At 73.5% G+C, this 20,203-nt stretch carries 20 protein-coding genes; 10 read left to right on the top strand and 10 right to left on the bottom strand.

Features of this window, described 5'->3' with window-relative positions; all coding sequences use genetic code 11:
- Positions 1-25 precede the first annotated feature (25 nt).
- Genes ACIF9R_RS07970 through ACIF9R_RS07960 form a run of 3 tightly spaced genes read right to left on the bottom strand, consistent with a single transcriptional unit; the run spans position 26 to position 2,303 of the window.
- Positions 26-1,105: a hypothetical protein gene (locus ACIF9R_RS07970; protein WP_399975867.1), complete on the bottom strand. Its 1,080-nt coding sequence runs from the start codon at positions 1,103-1,105 to the stop codon at positions 26-28.
- Positions 1,105-1,362, bottom strand: coding sequence for a MoaD/ThiS family protein (locus ACIF9R_RS07965; RefSeq protein ID WP_399975865.1), 258 nt, complete (start codon positions 1,360-1,362; stop codon positions 1,105-1,107). The genes ACIF9R_RS07970 and ACIF9R_RS07965 overlap by 1 nt, the downstream gene beginning before the upstream one ends.
- A 47-nt stretch (positions 1,363-1,409) precedes the next feature.
- Positions 1,410-2,303: an alpha/beta hydrolase gene (locus ACIF9R_RS07960; protein WP_399975862.1), complete on the bottom strand. Its 894-nt coding sequence runs from the start codon at positions 2,301-2,303 to the stop codon at positions 1,410-1,412.
- Between the two features lie 253 nt (positions 2,304-2,556).
- On the opposite strand from ACIF9R_RS07960, the gene ACIF9R_RS07955 reads away from it, so the two are divergent.
- The 6 genes from ACIF9R_RS07955 to ACIF9R_RS07930 all read left to right on the top strand — a co-directional run bounded on the left by ACIF9R_RS07955 (position 2,557) and on the right by ACIF9R_RS07930 (position 8,855).
- On the top strand, positions 2,557-3,336 hold the full coding sequence (locus ACIF9R_RS07955; protein ID WP_399975859.1) for a response regulator transcription factor: 780 nt from the start codon (positions 2,557-2,559) through the stop codon (positions 3,334-3,336).
- A gap of 107 nt (positions 3,337-3,443) precedes the next feature.
- Entirely contained in the window at positions 3,444-4,466 is a 1,023-nt protein-coding gene (locus ACIF9R_RS07950; RefSeq protein WP_399975857.1) for a LacI family DNA-binding transcriptional regulator, read from the top strand.
- A gap of 662 nt (positions 4,467-5,128) precedes the next feature.
- Positions 5,129-6,142: a S1C family serine protease gene (locus ACIF9R_RS07945; protein WP_399975854.1), complete on the top strand. Its 1,014-nt coding sequence runs from the start codon at positions 5,129-5,131 to the stop codon at positions 6,140-6,142.
- A 107-nt stretch (positions 6,143-6,249) separates the two neighbouring features.
- Entirely contained in the window at positions 6,250-6,990 is a 741-nt protein-coding gene (locus tag ACIF9R_RS07940) for a response regulator transcription factor (RefSeq protein ID WP_399975852.1), read from the top strand.
- Positions 6,987-8,444, top strand: coding sequence for a sensor histidine kinase (locus tag ACIF9R_RS07935; RefSeq protein ID WP_399975850.1), 1,458 nt, complete (start codon positions 6,987-6,989; stop codon positions 8,442-8,444). The genes ACIF9R_RS07940 and ACIF9R_RS07935 overlap by 4 nt, the downstream gene beginning before the upstream one ends.
- A 231-nt stretch (positions 8,445-8,675) precedes the next feature.
- Positions 8,676-8,855 carry a DUF1737 domain-containing protein gene (locus tag ACIF9R_RS07930; RefSeq protein WP_399975848.1) on the top strand — a complete coding sequence of 60 codons (180 nt, stop codon included), beginning with the start codon at positions 8,676-8,678 and terminating at the stop codon, positions 8,853-8,855.
- A gap of 21 nt (positions 8,856-8,876) precedes the next feature.
- Here the strand turns inward: ACIF9R_RS07930 and ACIF9R_RS07925 are convergent, their stop codons facing one another.
- Both ACIF9R_RS07925 and ACIF9R_RS07920 read right to left on the bottom strand, forming a co-directional pair.
- Complete coding sequence (locus tag ACIF9R_RS07925) at positions 8,877-9,293, bottom strand: hypothetical protein (protein ID WP_399975845.1); 417 nt, start codon at positions 9,291-9,293, stop codon at positions 8,877-8,879.
- Between the two features lie 139 nt (positions 9,294-9,432).
- Positions 9,433-11,271: a bifunctional metallophosphatase/5'-nucleotidase gene (locus tag ACIF9R_RS07920; protein ID WP_399975842.1), complete on the bottom strand. Its 1,839-nt coding sequence runs from the start codon at positions 11,269-11,271 to the stop codon at positions 9,433-9,435.
- Between the two features lie 157 nt (positions 11,272-11,428).
- Between ACIF9R_RS07920 and mshD the strand changes: the two genes are divergently transcribed.
- The gene (gene mshD, locus ACIF9R_RS07915) at positions 11,429-12,355 is read left to right on the top strand and encodes a mycothiol synthase (RefSeq protein WP_399975840.1); all 927 of its coding nucleotides are present in this window, start codon (positions 11,429-11,431) and stop codon (positions 12,353-12,355) included.
- Here the strand turns inward: mshD and ACIF9R_RS07910 are convergent.
- From ACIF9R_RS07910 to ACIF9R_RS07890, 5 genes are all read right to left on the bottom strand, one after another.
- Positions 12,315-13,070, bottom strand: coding sequence for an ABC transporter (locus ACIF9R_RS07910; protein ID WP_399975837.1), 756 nt, complete (start codon positions 13,068-13,070; stop codon positions 12,315-12,317). The genes mshD and ACIF9R_RS07910 overlap by 41 nt on opposite strands.
- 311 nt (positions 13,071-13,381) lie before the next feature.
- The gene (locus ACIF9R_RS07905) at positions 13,382-14,911 is read right to left on the bottom strand and encodes an ABC transporter permease (protein ID WP_399975834.1); all 1,530 of its coding nucleotides are present in this window, start codon (positions 14,909-14,911) and stop codon (positions 13,382-13,384) included.
- On the bottom strand, positions 14,908-15,768 hold the full coding sequence (locus tag ACIF9R_RS07900; RefSeq protein WP_399975831.1) for an ABC transporter ATP-binding protein: 861 nt from the start codon (positions 15,766-15,768) through the stop codon (positions 14,908-14,910). The genes ACIF9R_RS07905 and ACIF9R_RS07900 overlap by 4 nt, the downstream gene beginning before the upstream one ends.
- A gap of 406 nt (positions 15,769-16,174) precedes the next feature.
- Positions 16,175-17,026, bottom strand: coding sequence for a zf-HC2 domain-containing protein (locus tag ACIF9R_RS07895; protein WP_399975829.1), 852 nt, complete (start codon positions 17,024-17,026; stop codon positions 16,175-16,177).
- Entirely contained in the window at positions 17,023-17,574 is a 552-nt protein-coding gene (locus ACIF9R_RS07890) for an RNA polymerase sigma factor (protein ID WP_399975826.1), read from the bottom strand. Before ACIF9R_RS07890 ends, ACIF9R_RS07895 begins: the two co-directional genes overlap by 4 nt.
- Before the next feature lie 111 nt (positions 17,575-17,685).
- Between ACIF9R_RS07890 and ACIF9R_RS07885 the strand changes: the two genes are divergently transcribed.
- The 3 genes from ACIF9R_RS07885 to ACIF9R_RS07875 are packed head-to-tail and all read left to right on the top strand — an operon-like array spanning position 17,686 to position 20,032.
- Positions 17,686-18,129, top strand: coding sequence for a GntR family transcriptional regulator (locus tag ACIF9R_RS07885; protein ID WP_399975824.1), 444 nt, complete (start codon positions 17,686-17,688; stop codon positions 18,127-18,129).
- A complete protein-coding gene (locus ACIF9R_RS07880) occupies positions 18,126-19,016 on the top strand; it encodes an ABC transporter ATP-binding protein (RefSeq protein WP_399975820.1) in 891 nt (296 codons plus the stop codon). Before ACIF9R_RS07885 ends, ACIF9R_RS07880 begins: the two co-directional genes overlap by 4 nt.
- Positions 19,013-20,032, top strand: coding sequence for an ABC transporter permease (locus tag ACIF9R_RS07875; protein WP_399975818.1), 1,020 nt, complete (start codon positions 19,013-19,015; stop codon positions 20,030-20,032). Before ACIF9R_RS07880 ends, ACIF9R_RS07875 begins: the two co-directional genes overlap by 4 nt.
- Positions 20,033-20,203 lie beyond the last annotated feature (171 nt).

Raw genomic sequence — 20,203 nt, 5'->3', positions numbered from 1 at the left:
GGCCGCCCCTCCGCCCGCCCGGCCGTCAGCCGACGACGCGGCCCAGGATGTACACCGCGGGCCCCGCCGCCGCCAGCGGCAGTGCGACGCCGGCCGTGAAGTGCACGAACCGCGAGGGGTAGTCGTAGCTCGCGACCCGGTGACCGATCAGCGCGCAGACCGCCGCGCCCGCGCCCAGACCCGCACCCGCGGCCTCCATCCCCCCGGCCGCGAACCCGGCCCCCGCCGCGACCGCGAGCGCGACCACCACGGACGCCGCGGTCGGCAGCGGCAGCGCCCGCGCCACCACCGCCGCCGCCACGGCGACCGCACCCACGGTCACCGCATCCGCGTCCGCCGCCAGATACCCGCCCGCCGCGATCGCCAGCGCCGCCGCGACGACCGTCGCCATCAGCCCGTACATCCGCTCGTCGGGATCCGCGTGCGACCGCAGCTGCAGCACCAGGGACAGCAGCACCCACACCCCGAGCGTCCCCAGGATCGCCGCGGGCGAGCGGTCCGACGCCAGCAGCGCCGCATCCGCCACCAGCGCGCCCAGGAACCCCAGCGCGATGCCCTGCCGGGCCGGCCACATCCCGTTCAGCCGGAACCAGCCCGCCGCCGTGACCCCCTGGAGCACCACCAGCGGCACGAGCAGCGCGTACGTACCCAGCGCCGCCCCACCCGCGAGCAGCAGCCCCAGCACCGCGGTGAGCACCGCGGGCTGCATCCCGGGCTCGATGACGGGCGAACGTCCCTCCGCCCGCGCCCGCTGCGCGTCGGTGACCCGCGAGTTCCCGCCCAGGGTGGCCGGCCCGTACTCCTCCTGAAGCGGACGCGCCGGCGCGTCCGCCGCCTCGGGCACCGGTACGGCCTCGGGCACGGGCGCAGCGGCCACCGGCGGCTGCATCGTCGTCTCCCAGGTCTGTCCCTGCCACTGCTGTGTGTGCTGCTGATCGGCGTACGGATCGGCGTACGCCTGCTGCTGCCCGGGCCACGCCTGCGGCTGCGGCTGCGGCTGCGGCTGCGGCTGCGGCTGCTGGTAGGGCTGCGGCTGCTGGTAGGGCTGCTGGTACGGGTCGTACGACTGACCCGGGTCGTACGACCCGTACGGCTGGTTCGTCATCAACACCCTCCTGCGAACGGCGGAAGCACCTCGACCGTGCCGCCGTCGGCCAGCCGTACCGCGTCGTGTGCGCGCTTGCCCACGGGATCACCGTCGACAAGGAACGAGCACCGCAGCAGGACGCGCGTCAGTTCGCCGGAGTGCCGCTCACGCGCGGCGTCGAGCGCGTCGGCGAGCGTGTCCGCGTCGTACGCCTCCTCGGCCACCCCGGCCGCGGCCTTGGCGGCGGCCCAGTACCGCACCGTGACCTTTGCCATCTGCTGGTTCCTCAATCGGAAATCGGTTGACGGTGAACACGGTCAGGCTAGCCCGCCCGGGCGACCACCCAGTCCCCGATCCGCCCGAGCAGCGGCTCCGGCACCGCGTTCTCCGCGTGCCCCATCCCGGGCTCGACCCACAGCTCCCCCTGCTCGCCTGCGGCAGCGGCCAGCATCCGCGGGTGGTCGAGCGGGAAGTACCCGTCCTGGTCCCCGTGCACGATCAGCAGGGGGGTGGGCGCGATCCGCGGCACCGCCTCGACCGGCGACAGCGGCACCGGGTCCCACCGCCGGTGATGGATCCGCGTACGCAGCCCGTAGCGCCCCACCAGCCGTCCGGAGGGCCGGGTCACGAGCCAGTGCAGCCGCCGCATGGGAGCGGTGCCCCGGTAGAACCACCGCGCGGGAGCGCTCACGGACACCACGGCGTCCACCCCGGTCCCGGCCCCGGCCTCCGCATCCGCCCCCGCCCCCCGGCTGATCGCGGCGTGTCGCAGCACCACGGAGCCGCCCATGGAGAACCCGACGGTGGCCACCCGCGCGTATCCCAGCCCACGCGCCCACCCCACCACCGCCGCGAGGTCGAGCACCTCCCGGTCCCCGACGGTGGACCGCCCGCCCGACGCCCCGTGCCCCCGGAAGGAGAACGTCACGACGCCACCGTGGCGCGAGAAGGCCCGCGCCACCCGCCGCACATGAGGCCGGTCCGCCTCTCCGGTGAACCCGTGCGCGATCACGAACACAAGATCGGAACGGGAGGAGGAATCGGTTCCCGGTTCGTATACGGAATCGATCGCGACGCCGTCCGCAGTGCGCAGGAACGTCCGCAAAGACCCACCGCCGCGCGTTACCCCATGCGTCTCGGAATATGGACGAGTGACCGGGGGAACGCGGGCTCGATCGGTGGATCGCGCCACATGACCTGCCGTACCGGTGCTCATGTCGGCTATTCTGCTGCGAAGAGGACTCGGGCAGTGAAGCCCCCGGGTCCTTTTGTGCTTTCGGAAGCGTTGTATACGAACGCGGGAAACCGCCGGTGTACGGGTTGTCGAACGCACGCAGCAATGCCGTAAACGTCCTCGCAGGGACCGAGGAGGAACCAGACGTTATGGGCGAGCGAACCGTGCACGACCGCAGAACGGACCGAACGGCCCCGACCCGAGCAACCCGGATCCAGGCAGGTGAGGAGACTCGATGAGTTCGCTGCTGCTCCTGACCAACGCGCTCCAGCCGTCGACGGAGGTGCTCCCCGCCCTCGGCCTGCTCCTGCACAACGTGCGCGTGGCGCCCGCGGAGGGCCCGGCCCTGGTCGACACCCCCGGCGCCGACGTCATCCTCGTCGACGGCCGCCGCGACCTCCCGCAGGTCCGCAGCCTCTGCCAGCTGCTGCGCTCCACCGGCCCCGGCTGCCCGCTCGTCCTGGTGGTGACGGAGGGCGGTCTCGCGGCCGTCACCGCGGACTGGGGCATCGACGATGTGCTGCTGGACACCGCGGGCCCGGCCGAGGTCGAGGCCCGTCTGCGCCTGGCCATGGGCCGTCAGCAGATCGTCAACGACGACTCCCCGATGGAGATCCGCAACGGCGACCTGTCCGTCGACGAGGCGACCTACTCCGCGAAACTCAAGGGCCGGGTCCTCGACCTGACCTTCAAGGAATTCGAACTCCTGAAATATCTCGCGCAGCACCCCGGCCGGGTCTTCACCCGCGCCCAGCTGCTCCAGGAGGTGTGGGGCTACGACTACTTCGGCGGCACCCGCACGGTCGACGTGCACGTCCGACGCCTGCGCGCCAAACTCGGCCCCGAGCACGAGTCGCTGATCGGCACGGTCCGTAACGTCGGTTATCGATTCGTTACGCCGGAAAAGGTGGAGCGCCCGGCCGACGAGGCGAAGACCCGGAGCGACCGGCAAAAGCCGTCGGATACGGACGAGGCGGCCGCGGAGGCGCCCACCGAGGCGCCGTCACGGAGGTGACCGTCGCACGGATGAGCGTTGCGTTCGCACATACGAGCCGTCTCTGTGCTGTTCGGCACCCTCTTCACTCCCTGCCCAAACGGAATATATCCGCGTAGACTCCGCGCGTGGCCAAGGTAACCAGGGATGATGTGGCGCGGCTGGCGGGTACGTCCACCGCCGTCGTCAGCTATGTCATCAACAACGGACCCCGGCCGGTCGCCCCGGCCACGCGCGAGCGCGTTCTCGCCGCGATCAAGGAGCTGGGGTACCGGCCCGACCGCGTCGCCCAGGCGATGGCGTCTCGGCGCACGGATCTCATAGGCCTGATCGTGCCGGACGCGCGCCAGCCCTTCTTCGGGGAGATGGCGCACGCGGTCGAACAGGCTGCGTCCGAGCGCGGAAAAATGGTGCTCGTCGGGAACTCCGACTACATCGGCGAGCGCGAGGTCCACTATCTGCGCGCGTTCCTGGGGATGCGTGTCTCCGGACTGATCCTGGTCAGCCACGCGCTGAACGACCTGGCCGCCGCGGAGATCGAGGCGTGGGACGCCCGGGTCGTCCTGCTGCACGAGCGCCCGGAGGCGATCGACGACGTCGCGGTCGTCACCGACGACCTCGGCGGCGCCCAGCTCGCCGTGCGCCATCTGCTGGAGCACGGGTACGCGTATGTCGCGTGCGTCGGCGGCACGGCGGACACCCCCGCCGTCGGCGACCCCGTCTCGGACCACGTCGAGGGCTGGCGGCGCGCGATGGAGGACGCCGGTCTGCCGACCGAGGGCCGCCTGTTCGAGGCCCCGTACAACCGCTACGACGCCTACCGCATCGGCCTGGACATCCTCTCCGGCCCCGACCGCCCGCCGGCGATCTTCTGCTCCACCGACGACCAGGCGATCGGCATCCTGCGCGCCGCGCGGGAACTGCGCATCGACGTGCCGGGGGAACTCGCGGTCGCCGGGTTCGACGACATCAAGGAGGCGGCGCTCGCCGACCCGCCCCTGACCACCGTGGCCTCCGACCGTTCGGCGATGGCCCGCGCGGCCGTCGACCTGGTCCTCGACGACGGCCTGCGGGTGGCGGGCTCGCGCCGGGAACGCCTGAAGGTGTTCCCCTCCCGGCTGGTGCTGCGCCAGTCCTGCGGCTGCCCGTAGCCCGGCCCGCACACCGAACCCCCGCGCCGCGGACGTTCACCCGGCCTCGCCCGGCCCGCGCCCCGCCCCCCGTCCGGCGCGCGCCCCGCCGCCCGTCCGGCCCTGCACCGCGGCCCCCGTCCGACCCCGCACCACGGGGCCCCTCCAGCCCCGCGCCGCGGCAGCCCCCTCCGACCCCGCACCGCAGCCCGCCTCCCATCCCCGCACCGCGGCCCCCTCCGACCCCGCACCGCAGCCCGCTTCGGCCCCGCACCACGGCCCCCGTCCGACCCCGCACCGCGGCAGCCCCCTCCGACCCCGCACCGCAGCCCGCCTCCAATCCCTGCACCGCGGCCCCCTTTCGACCCCGCACCACGGCCCCCGTCCGACCCCGCACCGCGGCAGCCCTCTCCGACCCTGCATCGCAGCCCGCCTCCCATCCCTGCACCGCGGCCCCTTCCCGCCCCGCGCCACGGCGCGCCCGTCCGGTCCCGCACCCCAGCCCTCGTCCGGCCCTGCACCACGGGCCCCTCCAGCCTCGCGCCACGCCCCCTTCGGCCCCGCACCACGGCCCCCGTCCGACCCCGCACCCGGTGGGCCTTTATGTCGGGCATACGAGGTTCTGTCGTGCTTCTCAGCGAGCACTCAGGATGCTCTCATCGTCCGGCGCGAGGCTCATGAGCATGACCGAGAGCCCCCGCCCGAGCGGCGCGTACGACAGCAGCCCCCAGCAGGTGAACCCCGAGTGGCCGCCCCCGCCGGCGTACGCGCCGACGCCCGCGCGCCCCTCGGACCCGGACCCGTCGGCCGCCCCCGCGCGGAGGCGGAAGCGCACCCGCGGCCCCGCCGGCCTGCTCGCCGCCGTGGCGATCGTCGCGGCGGCCGTCGGCGGCGGCACCGCCTACGGCGTGCAGGAGCTGACCGGCAGCGACACGGTCGCCTCGTCGAGTTCGACCGGCACCAACGTCGTACCGTCGAGCCAGAAGGACACGGTGGCCGGCGTCGCCGCGGCGGTCAGCCCGAGCATCGTCGAGATCCGCGCGGCCTCCAACGCAGGCTCCTCCACCGGCTCCGGTGTGATCATCACCGACGACGGCGAGATCGTCACCAACCACCACGTCGTCGCCGGGGCCTCCTCGGTCAAGGTGCGCACCGCCGACGGCACGACGTACACCGCGAAGGTCGTCGGCACCGAGAGCGAGAAGGACCTGGCGCTGCTCAAGCTCGAGAACGCCTCCGGCCTGAAGGCGGCCACCCTCGGCGACTCCGACGGCGTGCAGGTCGGCGACCAGGTCGTGGCGATCGGCTCCCCCGAGGGCCTGACCGGCACGGTGACCAGCGGCATCGTCTCCGCCCTCGACCGGGACGTGACCGTCTCGACGGACCGGAGCCAGGCGCGGCAGGGACAGCAGGGCGGCGGCTGGCCGTTCGAGTACGGCGGCCGGCAGTTCAACGGCGACACGGGCTCCTCGACCACCACGTACAAGGCGATCCAGACCGACGCCTCCCTGAACCCCGGCAACTCCGGCGGCGCGCTGATCGACATGAACGGCAACATCATCGGCATCAACTCCGCGATGTACGCGCCGAGCGGCGCCGACTCCTCGGCGGCGGGCAGCGTGGGACTGGGCTTCGCCATCCCGGTCGACACGGTCAAGGCGGATCTGCCGGCCCTGCGCTCCGGTGCCACGAACTGACGCGCGACCCGGGAAACGTGCGACGCTGAAGACCCTGGGAGACCGGCCCTCCCCTGCCCTCCCCCTCCCCGCCGCACGCCCCGTCCAGACGAAGGACCCGACACACCATGAGCCCCGCCCCCGCAGAAGGCGACCGTGCCCCCCAGCGCATCCTGATCGTCGACGACGAGCCGGCGGTGCGTGAAGCGCTCCAGCGCAGCCTGGCCTTCGAGGGGTACGGCACCGAGGTCGCCGTCGACGGCGCGGACGCGCTGGAGAAGACGGCGGCGTACCGGCCGGACCTGCTGGTCCTCGACATCCAGATGCCCCGCATGGACGGCCTCACCGCCGCCCGCCGGATCCGCGCCACGGGCGACACCACGCCCATCCTGATGCTGACGGCCCGCGACACCGTCGGCGACCGGGTGACGGGGCTGGACGCCGGGGCCGACGACTACCTGGTCAAACCGTTCGAGCTGGACGAGCTGTTCGCCCGTATCCGGGCGCTGCTGCGCCGCAGTTCCTACGCGGGCGCGGTGGCCGCCTCCGCCGAGTCGGACGACGTCCTCACCTTCGCCGACCTGCGCATGAACCTGGCCACGCGGGAGGTCGCGCGCGGCGACAGGACCGTGGAGCTGACCCGTACGGAGTTCACCCTGCTGGAGATGTTCATGGCCCACCCGCGCCAGGTGCTCACCCGTGAGCAGATCCTGAAGGCGGTCTGGGGCTTCGACTTCGAGCCGTCCTCCAACTCGCTCGACGTGTACGTCATGTACCTGCGCCGCAAGACCGAGGCGGGCGGCGAACCGCGTCTGGTGCACACGGTGCGGGGGGTGGGGTACGCGCTGCGGCAGGGCGGCGCGGAGTGACGGGTCCGGTGCGCCGCTTCCGCGCGCTGCCCATCCGGGCGCGGCTGTCCCTGCTGGTCGCGGCGGCGGTGGCGTTCGCGGTGGCGGCGGTGTCGGTGACCTGCTGGTTCATCGTGCGGGGCAAGCTGTACGACGAACTCGACGACGATCTGAGGTCGTCGGTGCTCACCCTCCAGCAGGAGGAGTTCGAGCAGCTCACCGACGCCTGTGTGCCGGAGCCGTCCGACACGGGCGTCATCACCCCGCGCAGCAACCAGTACGCCCAGCTGGTCCGCGCCGACGGCCGGGTGTGCGTCCTGCCCTATTCCGCGGCCGCGATCGACGTCACCAGCGGCGACCGGGCGGTGGCCGCGCGGCCCGACCCCGAGAAGGGCACCGTCCGCGACGGCACCGACAGCGACGGCGAACGGGTGCGCGTGCTGACGACGGCCGTCGTCGTCAAGACCGGCCCGCTCGGCCGGGCCGTGGTGCGGGACTACGCCTTCGTCGTCGCCCTGCCGCTCGGCAACACCCAGTCCACGCTCAACGAACTGGCCCTGCTGCTGCTCCTCGTCTCCGGTGTGGGCGTCGTCGGCTCCGCCGCCGCGGGTCTCGCCGTGGCCCGCGCCGGACTGCGCCCGGTCGACCGGCTCACCGAGGCCGTCGAACACGTGGCCCGCACCGAGGACCTGGGCATCCGCATCCCCGTGGAGGACGACTCCGAGGACGAGATCGCCCGCCTCTCCCGCTCCTTCAACTCCATGACGTCCGCCCTGGCCGGCTCCCGCGACCTCCAGCAGCAGCTCATCGCGGACGCCGGCCACGAACTGCGCACCCCCCTCACCTCGCTGCGCACCAACATCGAACTCCTCACCCGCAGCGAGGAGACGGGCCGGCCCCTGCCCGCCGAGGACCGCAAGGCCCTGCTCACCTCGGTCAAGGCCCAGATGACGGAACTCGCCGCACTCATCGGGGACCTCCAGGAACTGTCCCGTCCGGACACCGATCCGCACGCGGGCCGCGCCCAGATCGTGGCGTGGCAGGACGCCGTCGAGTCGGCCCTGCGCCGCGCCCGGCTGCGCGGCCCGGAGCTGACCATCACGGCGGACGTCCGCCCCTGGTACGTACGGGCCGAACCGGCGGCGCTGGAACGGGCGGTGGTCAACGTCCTCGACAACGCGGTGAAGTTCAGCCCGCCCGGCGGCACGATCGAGGTCCGCCTCACCGACGGGGTCCTCACCGTCCGCGACCACGGCCCCGGCATCCCCGCCGACGAACTCCCCCACGTCTTCGACCGCTTCTGGCGCTCCCCCACCGCCCGCGCCCTCCCGGGCTCCGGCCTCGGCCTGTCCATCGTGGCCCGCACGGTCCAGCAGGCGGGCGGCACCGTCACCCTGACCCCGGCCGACGACGCCGGCACCACGGCCACGATCCGGCTCCCGGGGGCTCCGACGCCACCACCGGAAGCATCGTGATGTCGCCTCGGACGGAGGTGCCCACGCCTACCGAGTCCTGGCTGCCGTAGCGCTGCCATAGTGCTGCCGTAGCGCTGCCGCAGCCCGTCCGGTGCGGGCTCCGTGCGGTCGGTGCCGGTCGACGGCACGGTCGGGCGTGGGCTCGTCCGGAGGAGCTTCGCCGGCCGGGTCCGGCACGGGGCGACCGACCGCTCTCGCCCACTCGGACGACGGGTGTGGCACCGTGGGGGCATGTCGACACCACCGGACGGGCTGCCCGAGTACCGCGTACTCACCGGACCCGATGACGCGGCGTTCTGCCGGCGCGTCAGTGAGGCCTTGGACATGGGGTACAAGCTCCATGCCGGACCCGCCGTCACCTTCGACGGGGAGCGGGTGATCGTCGCGCAGGCGGTGGTGTGGGCCGGGTAGGGCAAGGAATGGCCCGGAGGCCTACGGCGTGCTGATCCACCGCCTCAGCACATCGATCGTGTTCCCGGGCTCCGTGTTGAAGCCGAGCCGGATTCCGGGTACCGCCTCGGTGAGGACGTCGACCAGCCGCTCGAACAGCAGAGTGTGCTCGGGGAACAGGCGGACGCCACCGCCGATCACCGCCACGCCGAACGCCTGCTTCCCGAGATGTTCCCGGACGGTCGCCTCGGCCTGATCCGGGGCGGGGTCGACCGGGCACCAGACGACGTCGTACCCCGCCTCCCTCAGCGCCGCGTTTCCCGCCTCGATCCGGGCGGTGAGCGTCACCTCGTCCAGCCCGTCGGGAATCCGGCTGTAGTCGAGGGTGCTCGGGTGCAGGCCGATGTACAGGACCTTCGTGTCCTTCGGCAGCGGAGTTGACGTCGTCGGTCGGCTCATGGTGGGGCCCTCTCAGCTCGGGGCGGTGGCCTTCCCGGTGGACAACGCGCGCCAGGTGGTCCGTATGCCGCGATGAGCATGCGAAAGGGCCGGTCCGAGGTGCGCGTCGGCGTCCTCGGACCGGCCCCCTCGGTGACTGCTACCGCACGATCGTGATGCGGTCCGCCGCCGGCGGGGCGAGCGGGGTGGTGGCCGAGGAGTTGGCCGTCAGGTACTGCTCCAGGGCCGTCAGGTCGTCCTCGCCGACCAGGTCGTTCGTGCCCTCACCCAGGGTGGGGAAGCCGTCGCCGCCGCCCGCGAGGAAGCTGTTCGTCGCGACGCGGTAGGTGGCGGCCGGGTCGATGGCCGAACCGTCGAGCCTGATCGAGTCCGTGACCACCCGGTCCGCGCCCGTCTTCGTCAGGTCCAGGGTGTAGGTCAGTCCCGAGGAGATCTGCAGGATCTTCGGGGCCGCCTCGTTCGGGCCGCTGACCTGCTCCTTCAGCACCTGGATCAGCTGGGCGCCGGTGAAGTCCTGGAGGTTGACCGTGTTGGCGAAGGGCTGGACGGTGAAGCCCTCGGCGTAGGTCACCACGCCGTCGCCCTCGGTGCCACTGGCCGTGTGGGTGAGCGAGGCGCGGATGCCGCCCGGGTTCATCAGCGCCAGGTCGGTCTCCGCGTCCAGCGTCCTGCCGTACGCCAGTTGGGCGTCGGCGATCAGGTCGCCGAGCGGGGACTCCGTGCCGTCACGGACGATGTCGCCGGAGATGTGGCCGATGGCACGGTTGCCGATGGGAGCGGCGAGCGTGTTCCACCGGTCGATCAGGCGGGTCATGTCGGGCGCCTTGGGGACGTCCCGGGTGACGACATGGTTCGCGGACTTCACGGCCGTACGGGCGATGTCACCCGTCCAGCGGTCGTACGTCAGCGTGGTGTCCGTGTAGAGACGGCCGAAGGACGCGGCCGAGGTGACCGTACGGGGCTTGCCCGACGGGTCGGGGACGGTGCAGGCGTACGCCGCGTGGGTGTGGCCGGTGACCAGCGCGTCCACGTCCGGCGTGACGTTCTTCGCGATGTCCGCGATGGGGCCGGAGATGCCGTCGCCGGCGCCCGGGGAGTCGCAGTCGTAGTTGTAGGAGGACGAGGCCGGGAAGCCGCCCTCGTGCAGGAGGGCCACGATGGACTTCACGCCCTTGCGGCGCAGCTCCTTGGCGTACTTGTCGATCGTCTCGACCTCGTCCTTGAAGGACAGGCCCTTCACACCCTCGGCGGAGACGATGTCCGGGGTGCCCTCCAGGGTCACGCCGATGAAGCCGACCTTGACGTCGCCCCGCTTCCACACCCAGTAGGGCTTCAGCAGGGGCTTGCGGGTCTTGTCGTTCACGACGTTCGCCGCGAGGTACGGGAAGTCGGCGCCCTTGAACCTCTTGTCGGTGTAGCAGCCGTCCACCGGGTGGCAGCCGCCGTACTGAAGGCGGCTCAGCTCGCGCGCGCCCTCGTCGAACTCGTGGTTGCCGACCGAGGTGACGTCCAGGTCGAGCCTGTTCAGCGCCTCGATGGTGGGCTCGTCGTGGAAGAGGCCCGAGATGAGCGGGGACGCGCCGACCATGTCACCGCCGGCCGCGGTGATGGAGTAGCGGTTGCCCTTGCGGGCCTCGCGCAGGTGGGTGGCCAGGTACTCGACGCCGCCCGCGTCGATGGTCTTCGTGGTGCCGTCCGGCTGGAGTTCGGTGACCCGGCCGGAGGAACCCGCCGGGGGTTCCAGGTTGCCGTGCAGGTCGTTGAAGGACAGCAGCTGCACGTCCTGGTAGCGGCCGTGACTGTGGCCGTGCGGCTTGCCCTTGGTCCCGTGGTTCTCGCCCGCGCTCGCCGCCCCGGGCAGGGCGGCCGCGGCCAGCGCGCCGGCGGTGAGGACACCGGCGGCGGTCGCGAGAAGTCGGTTCGTACGGCGTCTGCGGCGCGGGTGGTGCGGGTGGTGCGCCGGGGATGTGGCTGGCATACGTCCCCCTGTGGGTCCGAGTGGGTACCGGCGCAGCCTAGAGTCAACGCGCGTAGCTCGACTAGGTATTCAGGGTTACGAGCTGGTTTATCTTTCGCCGACGGCATTGCCGTCCGTTGTGCGCCCCCTTCGGCACGGTCCCCTTACCCTCGTACGCATGACCAGCGACGACTTCGCACGGCCAGGCCGGCCCCGTTCCCTCCAGACCTACGCCGCGCTCTCCCCGGAGCAGACCGAGACGGTGCTCGCCCTGCTCGCGGAGGCCGCCCGGACCGACGGTCAGCAGGCGGTGTCCGAGCAGGGGCGGCTGCAACTGCGCGGCGGGGAGCGGGAAGGGGTCTCGCATCTGCTGCTGTCCGTCGACGACGAGCTCGTCGGATACGCCCAGTTGGAGGACACCGATCCGGTGGAACCTCCCGCCGCGGAACTCGTCGTGCATCCGTCCCACCGGGGCCACGGGCACGGGCGGGCCCTGGGGAACGCGCTGCTCGCCGCCTCCGGCAAGCGGCTGCGGGTGTGGGCGCACGGCGGCCACTCCGCCGCCCGCCATCTGGCGCAGGTGCTCGGGCTGACGCTGTTCCGGGAACTGCGGCAGATGCGGCGGCCGTTGGCCGGGCTCGACACGCTCGAACCGGTGCTGCCGGACGGCGTGCGCGTCCGTACGTTCGTCCCCGGCCGGGACGACGCGGCCTGGCTCGCGGTGAACGCCGCCGCCTTCGCCCACCACCCCGAGCAGGGCTCACTGACCCAGCGCGACCTCGACGACCGCAAGGCCGAACCGTGGTTCGATCCCGAGGGGTTCTTCCTCGCGGAACAGGGGGACCGGCTCGTCGGCTTCCACTGGACCAAGGCGCACGCGGCGGAAGGGCTCGGCGAGGTGTACGTCCTCGGCGTGAGCCCGGATGCCCAGGGCGGCGGGCTCGGCAAGTCCCTCACCACGATCGGGCTGCGGTATCTGGCGGGCAAGGGACTACCGACGGCCATGCTGTACGTCGACGCGGACAACAAGGCCGCGGTGTCCGTCTACGAGCGGCTGGGGTTCGTCACCCACGAGACGGATCTGATGTACCGGACGGAGACATGAGCCGGCCGAGCGTGCGGCGTCGTACCGGCTCCGTGGCACTCGCCGCCCCCGTCAGCAGCACGGCGCACAACAGCACCGTCCAGCGGTCGTGGGCGGCCGGCCACCTCGGGTCGCCCGCGCCCGCGAACAGGGCCCAGCTCTCGGGGCCCAGCAGCGGCGCCAGGATCGCGGAGCCGAGCAGGAACCCGGCGACGGCCTGACCCGGCCGGGCGCTGTCCCCGCGGCGGACCGCCAGCGCGGCTCCGGTCAGGGCGATGGCCAGGATCGTCGCCGCCTCCACGGTGATGTCGGCGACCGGCGGACGTATCCGCTCCGGGGCCAGGAGCAGGGCCGCGGTCCACCACAGGGCCGCGACCGGAAGCAGCAGGGCGAGGCGCAGGGCGTGACGCAGGGCACGGCGGGTGGGTACGGCGGCCGTGGTGTGCCGGGCCGGGTCGTCCAGCAGGAAGCCCGCCCCCAGCGCGAAGGCCAGGGCGGACGCCCGCAGCGCGGTCAGCGCCGCCTGGCCGTTCGCCTCCTCGCCCATCAGCCTGGGCCACGCGGCGAACAGCAGGCCGAGTCCGCCGCCCGCCGCGATCATCCGCCAGGGCACGGTCCGTACGACCGGCCGCAGCAACACCCGCACCAGCCCCGGTCCCGGCGGACCACCGACCACCGCGCCACGGGCCACGGGCCGGCCGCCCACCGCGCCACCGTGCGGCGTTCGGCCGCCCACCGCGTCACCGTCCACCCCTCGGCCGCCCACCGCGCCACCGTGCGGCGTTCGGCCGTCCACCGCTCGGCCGCCCACCGCGCCATCGTGCGGCGTTCGGCCGCCCACGGCGCCACCGTCCACCGCTCGGCCATCCACCGCGCCGCCGTGCGGCGTTCGGCCGTCCACCGCTCGGCCGCCCACCGCGCCATCGTGCGGCGTTCGGCCGCCCACGGCGCCACCGTCCACCCCTCGGCCGCCCACCGCGTCACCGTGCGGCGTTCGGCCGCTCACCGCGTCACCGTGCGGCGTTCGCTCGTTACCCGGCCCGGCGTTCACAGGCACTCGTCCTCCTCTGCCGGGCCCTCCGGCACGGCCATGCCGAGCATCCGCGCCACCTGTTCCGTCGTCACCTTCGGGGCCGTCAGCCCGGCCCAGTTGGCCCGCACCTTCGCGGCGACCGCGTCCCGGGGCTGCTTCAGCAGGCCGACCACCAGATCCGTGTGCGCGGAGGTCATCCGCAGCGGTTCCGTCTGCGAGACGACGATCGCCGAACCCGAGTCACTGTCGTCCAGACGCACACCGCGCAGATCGGCCACCGGGTCGGGGCGGTCGGCGAGCGCCAGCCACATCACGGTGACGATCCGGGCGTCGCACATCGCGCCGGCCGTCTCCTCCTTCCCCGTGACCAGCACCCCGGCGACGGCGACGGCGAACTCCGGGACCCGGTTGCCGCCCCAGGCCGTGCCGACGGTCACCTCGTCCGGGCGGGCGGACGGGTCGAGCGCGGCGTCGCCGTCCAGGCCGTAACGCGCCTCGATCCGCTGCCGTACGGTCAGCGGCCGGTCCGCCGCGCCGGCTCCCGCCAGGGAGCGGACGTCCTCCACGATCCGCGCCCAGTCACCGGTGCGCGGCCCCCATTCGGGGTAGGCGCAGTAGGTCGTGGCGTCCCGTTCGACGCACTTCTGCGTCTTCTCCGGGGCGACCGTGGCCTGCTCGCGCGCCTCGGTCACCTCGTCGGGCACGCCCCGGGACTGCCCCACCGCACCGACCAGGGTCAGCGCCACCGCCGCGGCGACGCCCGCTTGGACGGTCCGCAGCCGGGCGGCCCCGGAGAGCAGTACCGCCAGCAGGGCCACGCTCAGGGCGAGGCCGGCGAGGTACAGGGCGTGCCAGGCGGCGGGGCGGCCGATCAGGTCGGAGGGGAGGGTGGCGAAGCTGTACTCGCCGACCGACGGCATCAGCCACCGTGTCCAGCCCTCGCTCGCGGGCCCCGAGGTGAGCGTGAAGAAGAGCAGCATGAGGACGATCAGCAGCGGGGCCCCGATGGGCGCGGGCAGCAGCCGGGCCAGCAGGACGCCGAACGCGCCGAACAACAGCACGGACAGCGGCCCGACCAGGAGTTCACCCGGGGAGCCGTGCCCGACGGCGCCCGGCCTGAGCTCATGCCAGGTGAACTGGACGCCCACACAGAGCGCGACGAGCAGCACCACGGGCACCAGGGACAGCAGATGCGCGACCGTACGGCGCCACGGCTGGACCACCAGCACGGACAGGTGCCGGTCGGTGTCGTGCCGGCGGGAGCGCAGTACGGCGTGGTGGACGCTCAGCAGCACCGCGAGGCCGACGAGCAGCGGCCCGGCCTGGGTGTCCCGGTCGACGTCCTGCAGCGCGGGGAAGCCGCCGTACGCGTCAGGGGTGCGCCACCCGGTCCAGGCGAGGTAGACCGCGAAGGCGACGAGGACGGGCACGCTCCGCAGGAGTCTGCGGGCCTCGAAGCCGGCCAGGGTGAACACGGTGGTCCAGGAGGTGCGGTGGGCGGTCGTCACCGGGACCGGGGAGGGCAGCTCGGTCGTCGTGGTCATGCCGTCACCGCCGCGCTGGTGCCGTCGAGGGTGAGCAGGTAGCCGTCCTCCAGGGTGGGTGCGAGCAGGCTGGCACCGGCGGGCGGGTCGCCCACGTTGCGGAAGGTGCCCGTTCCCGTGCGCCATCCGGCCTTCGCACCCGCGTCCCGCTCCGCGCTGCTCCACACCCGCCCGGCGGCCCGTGCGGTCAGCTCGGTGGGGGTCCCGTCGAAACGGACGGTGCCGTCGGCCAGAACCACCACCCGGTGGCAGAGCATCGCCACGTCCTCGGTCTGGTGCGTGGACAGCAGCACGGTACGGCCCTCGCCGGCCCGGGCGATCAGCTCACGGAAGCGCAGGCGCTGTTCGGGGTCCAGTCCGACGGTGGGCTCGTCGAGGACGACGAAGGCGGGGTCGCCGACGAGCGCGGCCGCCAGCGCCACCCGCTGCCGCATCCCGCCGGACAGCTTCTTGACGCGCTTGCCGCGTACGTCGCCGAGGCCGACCTCGTCGAGCGTCCGCCGCACCTCACGGTGCCGGGCGGTGCGGTCGGTGAGCTCCTTGAGGATCGCCACGTAGTCGACGAACTCGAAGGCGGTGAAGTCGGGGTGGAAGCCGGGGGTCTGTGGCAGATAGCCGAGGTGGCGCCGCACCTCCTGCCGGCCGCGCGAGGTACCGGGGTCGTGGCCGAGCACCGTGAAGGCGCCCCGGTCGGCCGGTACGGCGGTGGCGAGCACCCGGAGCAGCGTGGTCTTGCCGGCGCCGTTGGGCCCGAGCAGTCCGGTGACGCCGGGGGACAGGCGCAGTGAGACGTCGTCGAGGGCGCGGGTGCGGCCGTAATGGAGACTCAGCCCGGAGGCGGAGACAGTCGGGGTCATACGGAACTCCGTACAGGTAGAGGTACGTCGGACGGTCGGGAGCGGTGGCACGCACCGCGCTCCTCCGCGGAGGAAGGGGCCGGGGCGCCCTGCCGGGCGTGAGCACCGTCGGCCTCGGCGTGGAGGGGCCGGGGCGTCGTCCCCGGCTCCTCCACGGCGGGCCGGGAGCGGGGACGCCGGGCTGCGTCGCCTTGGCGCGGAAGGGGCCGGGTGTCCTGGCCCCGTCACCCCGGCTCGGAGGGGGATCGGGTGTCCCGGCCCGTCGCCCCGGTGGCCAGAGGGGCTCAGGGTCGGCGCCGTCGCCCTGGTGTGCGAGAGGCTCGGGGTCGGCCCCGTCACCCCGGTGGGCAAGAGGCTCAGGGTCTCCCGGCCCCGTCACCCCGGCCGGGGCGGAGCCGGGGGACGGTCAGGCCGTGTCCCCCTGGCTGTGGTCGAAGCGGTCGCGGAGCAGGACGAGGATTCCGGCGGCGAGTACCGCGACCACCGCGGACACGCCCTGACCGGCCGCGGTGAACGGGGCGAGCGGGTCGTTCCCGCCGGCCCGTACCGCTTCCGCCGTGAGCATCAGCGCGACCCAGCCGCCGCCGACGAGCAGCGGCGCGAGCGCCGGGCCCAGCCGGGCCGTGAGCGCGAGGGCGGTCGCGGTGAGCGCGAGGGCGGGCAGCAGCCAGGTCAGGGCGCGCAGTCCGTACCCGGGCAGCGCGAGCGTGGCCAGCCCGTTGAGGCCGAGCCCGGCACCGAGCGCCGCCACCGTACGGATCATCAGCAGCCGGAAACCGTGCATCGGGGCGACGACCGCCACCTCGTACGTCGGGTCCAGCCGGGGCCCGTACGACAGTGCGACCCCGGCGAGGGGCAGCAGCGGCGCGAGGGCGAGGAAGAGGGTGGGTGAGCCGGTGGTGTCCTGGCCGGCGGCGACGGCCACGGTGACCAGGAGGACGGCGACGACCGCGCCGATCCAGGAGCGGCGCAGTGCCGGGGTGGCCGCGAGCAGCCGTGCGGTGTGGTCGGCGATGCCGAGCCGCAGGAGCAGCAACTCCAGGAACCTCGGGCGGGGCACGTCGAGTTCGGCGTCGAGGCGTGCCCAGCCGGCGTCGAGGGCGACGGGGTCGCAGGCCGCGGCGAGGACGGCCCGGCAGTGGGCGCAGGCCGTGAGGTGGGTGTCGGCCGACCAGAGCATGGGCGGCGTCAGGTCGCCCCGGGCGTAGGCGCGCAGATCCTCTTCGGGGACGTGCCAGCCCGTTGTCGCGTTCGTCATGCCAGCGCCTCCCTGAGTTGCCTGCGGGCCCGCATCGCCCGTGTCTTGACCGTGCCCGGCGGTATGCCGAGCAGGACGGCGGCCTCGCGGGTGGTCAGCCCGTCGACGACCGTGGCCTGGAGCACCGCGCGCAGTTCCGGCGACAGCCGGACCAGGGCACCGGCGAGGTCCCCGTGCTCCACCCCCGCGAGCACGCGCTCCTCCGCCGACGCCTCGTCCCGGTGCCGCAGCCGGGCGAGGCTCTGCCGCAGCCGGCCGCGCGCGCCGGCGCCGCGCAGGGCGTCGACCAGCCGGCGCGAGGCGATCCGCCACAGCCATCCGGCGGCGTCCGCGCCGGGCGTCTCCCCGCGGTACCGGGCCGTTCCGCGCCACACCGCGAGGAACGTCTCCTGGACGACGTCGTCGACGATGCCCGCGTCGGCGCACCGGCTGCGCATCCGGGCGGTCAGCCACGGCGCGTACCGCCGGTACAGCTCCTCGAAGGCGCGCCGGTCCCCGTCCGCCGCGACAGCGCGCAGCAGCTCCCCGTCGCTTCTCGTTTCGCTCACGTCTCCCTCATCGGACGAGCCCGGCCGATCGGTTCACGGCACCGCGGTTTGACTTTTGCATCTCACTGCATCACCCTTTCACTACTTAACTAGTGGAAGGGTGGTTGCTGAGTGGTCGAATACCACATCAACCGGCACAGCGGCGTGGCCACCTACGTCCAGATCGTCCAGCAGACCAAACAGGCGCTGCGTCTGGGCCTGCTCGCCCCCGGTGACAAACTGCCCACGGCCCGCGAGGTCGTCGAAGCGACCGCCGTCAATCCCAACACCGTGCTGAAGGCCTACCGCGAGCTGGAGCGTGAGGGCCTGGTCGACGCCCGGCGCGGCCTCGGCACCTTCGTACGGCGCTCCCTGGGTACCGCCCCCACCGACTCCCCGCTGCGCGCAGAGCTGGAGGACTGGGCATCCCGGGCCCGTGAGGCCGGGCTTGAGCGGGAGGACGTCGCCGCGTTCTTCACCGCCGTACTCGAGACCCACTACCCGGCCCGACCGCCGGACTCCGCACGAACACTGGACCCCGCACATCCGAATACCTCTCAGGGAGACCCGTCATGACCGTCCCTGCCATCGAGGCGGACGCGCTCGGCAAGCGCTTCGGCCGGCGCGCCACCTGGGCGCTGCGCGACTGTTCCTTCCGGCTGCCCGCCGGCCGCGTCTGCGCCGTCGTCGGCCCCAACGGCGCGGGCAAGTCCACGCTGCTCGCCATCACCGCCGGACTGCTGGCCCCCACCGAGGGCACGGCCACCGTCCTCGGCACGAACCCGGCGACGGCCCGCGCCCGGGTCGGCTTCGTCAACCAGGACAAGCCGCTGTACCCGCAGCTCAGCATCGCCGAGACGCTGCGCATGGGCGCCGATCTGAACCCGGGCCGCTGGGACGCCGCCACCGCCGGGCAGATCGTGGCCGGCGGCGACCTGGACCCACAACAGCGGATCCGCGCGCTCTCCGGCGGCCAGCGCACCCGCGTGGCCCTCGCCCTCGCCCTGGGCAAGCGGCCCGAGCTGCTGCTCATGGACGAGCCGATGGCCGACCTCGACCCGCTGGCCCGGCACGAGCTGATGGGCGTACTGATGGGGCAGGCCGCCCTGCACGGCACGACGATCGTGATGTCCTCGCACGTCGTCGCCGAGCTGGAGGACTCCTGCGACCATCTGCTGCTGATCGGCGCCAGCCAGGTCCGTCTTGCCGGCGAGATCGACGACCTGCTGGCCGCCCACACCCGCGTCTCCGCCCCGGCGAAGACCGAGCTGGCCCCGCACGAGGTCGTCGAGTCCCGCACCACCGGCCGCCAGCTCAGCGCGCTGCTCCGCCCGGCCGGACCGCTGCCCGGCGACTGGCACACCGCCGCGCCGTCCCTGGAGGAGCTCGTCCTGTCCTACCTGCGCAACCCGGGCGCCCCCGCCCTGGCCTCGGCGCCCGACACCACGGAGGCCGCCGCGTGAGCACCACCCCGACCACCACCCCGACCGTGCCCACCGCCGCCGGCCCGGCCCACGCCCCCCGCCAGCTGCGCTGGCTGATACGGCTGCACCGTCCGGCCCTCCTCGCCGGTGCGGCGCTCGTCCTGCTGACCGGCGCGGCGCTGCTGTGGCTCGGCGGCCCGCTGACCGACGCCTCGGGGGCGGCCTGGAAGCAGTACAACGCCTGCGCCGGCAACTCTCTCTGCGCCTACGACCAGGACGCGGTCGTCCGCTACGACGACGTGTACAACTACACGACCGTCGCCGTGCTCGCCGTGCCGTTCCTGATCGCCGCCTGGGCAGGCGGCGCACTGACCGGCCGTGAGACGGAGTCCGGCACGGCCCACTTCGCCTGGACCCAGGGCGTCTCGCCGACCCGCTGGCTGGCCTCCCGGCTGGCCTTCCCTGCCGCACTGGCCGTCGCCGCGACGGGCCTGCTGGTCTGGCTGCACCGTCTGGCCTGGAAGGAGGCCCACGGCCGCGTCGACAGCGTCCCGTCGTGGTCCGAGACCGCCACCTTCTACGCCAACGGCATCGTCCCGGTGGCCTTCGCCTTGGCCGGACTGGCCGCGGGCGCCCTCGCGGGGCTGCTGCTGCGCCGCGCCCTGACCGCACTCGCCACGGCCGCCGTAGCGCTCGGAGCGCTCTGGGTGGCCGTCGACGCCGCCATGCCGCATCTGTGGCCCGCGGTCACCAAGGTCAGCGGCCTGCGGGACGGCCCGGACGGGACGGGCCTCTGGATCGGCGAAGGCATCCTGACCGCCGACGGCGACCGGCTGGCCGTTCCCTGCTACAACGGCATAGTGCCCGAGTGCGAGGCGGCACTGGCGGACCTCGACGCCGTCAACTTCTACCGCGAGTTCCACCCCGCCACCCACTACTGGCCGCTCCAGCTGGTCACCTCCGGCATCGTGCTCGCCGTCGCCGCGCTGCTGACCTTCGCCGCCTTCCGGCTGCTGCGCCACCGCACCGGCACGGCGCGACGGAGCGCCGGGTAAGCCGTACGGGCACGACGGCGCGGGCCCCGGCCGGCGTCACGGCCGCACCGCCGTGACGCCGCCCCGGGGCCTTCGCCGCGGGCCTCACCATCCGTCCGGCCCGGCTGACCGGAAGCACCGAGGCCGCGGTGCGTGCCGCGAGGGCCGCATGCTCACACGGCCCCTGGAGCC

Source organism: Streptomyces sp. NPDC086080, assembly GCF_044540255.1.
Lineage (GTDB): Bacteria > Actinomycetota > Actinomycetes > Streptomycetales > Streptomycetaceae > Streptomyces.
The sequence above is the reverse complement of the archived record's forward strand: the minus strand, read 5'-3'. Positions and strand labels throughout refer to the sequence as shown.

Bases quoted from the DNA above. Each gene is read 5' to 3' on its own strand.
- ACIF9R_RS07970 (WP_399975867.1), bottom strand. From the start codon at position 1,105: ATGACGAACCAGCCGTACGGGTCGTACGACCCGGGTCAGTCGTACGAC.
- ACIF9R_RS07965 (WP_399975865.1), bottom strand. From the start codon at position 1,362: ATGGCAAAGGTCACGGTGCGGTACTGGGCCGCCGCCAAGGCCGCGGCC.
- ACIF9R_RS07960 (WP_399975862.1), bottom strand. From the start codon at position 2,303: ATGAGCACCGGTACGGCAGGTCATGTGGCGCGATCCACCGATCGAGCC.
- ACIF9R_RS07955 (WP_399975859.1), top strand. From the start codon at position 2,557: ATGAGTTCGCTGCTGCTCCTGACCAACGCGCTCCAGCCGTCGACGGAG.
- ACIF9R_RS07945 (WP_399975854.1), top strand. From the start codon at position 5,129: ATGACCGAGAGCCCCCGCCCGAGCGGCGCGTACGACAGCAGCCCCCAG.
- ACIF9R_RS07940 (WP_399975852.1), top strand. From the start codon at position 6,250: ATGAGCCCCGCCCCCGCAGAAGGCGACCGTGCCCCCCAGCGCATCCTG.
- ACIF9R_RS07930 (WP_399975848.1), top strand. From the start codon at position 8,676: ATGTCGACACCACCGGACGGGCTGCCCGAGTACCGCGTACTCACCGGA.
- ACIF9R_RS07925 (WP_399975845.1), bottom strand. From the start codon at position 9,293: ATGAGCCGACCGACGACGTCAACTCCGCTGCCGAAGGACACGAAGGTC.
- ACIF9R_RS07920 (WP_399975842.1), bottom strand. From the start codon at position 11,271: ATGCCAGCCACATCCCCGGCGCACCACCCGCACCACCCGCGCCGCAGA.
- mshD (WP_399975840.1), top strand. From the start codon at position 11,429: ATGACCAGCGACGACTTCGCACGGCCAGGCCGGCCCCGTTCCCTCCAG.
- ACIF9R_RS07905 (WP_399975834.1), bottom strand. From the start codon at position 14,911: ATGACCACGACGACCGAGCTGCCCTCCCCGGTCCCGGTGACGACCGCC.
- ACIF9R_RS07900 (WP_399975831.1), bottom strand. From the start codon at position 15,768: ATGACCCCGACTGTCTCCGCCTCCGGGCTGAGTCTCCATTACGGCCGC.
- ACIF9R_RS07895 (WP_399975829.1), bottom strand. From the start codon at position 17,026: ATGACGAACGCGACAACGGGCTGGCACGTCCCCGAAGAGGATCTGCGC.
- ACIF9R_RS07880 (WP_399975820.1), top strand. From the start codon at position 18,126: ATGACCGTCCCTGCCATCGAGGCGGACGCGCTCGGCAAGCGCTTCGGC.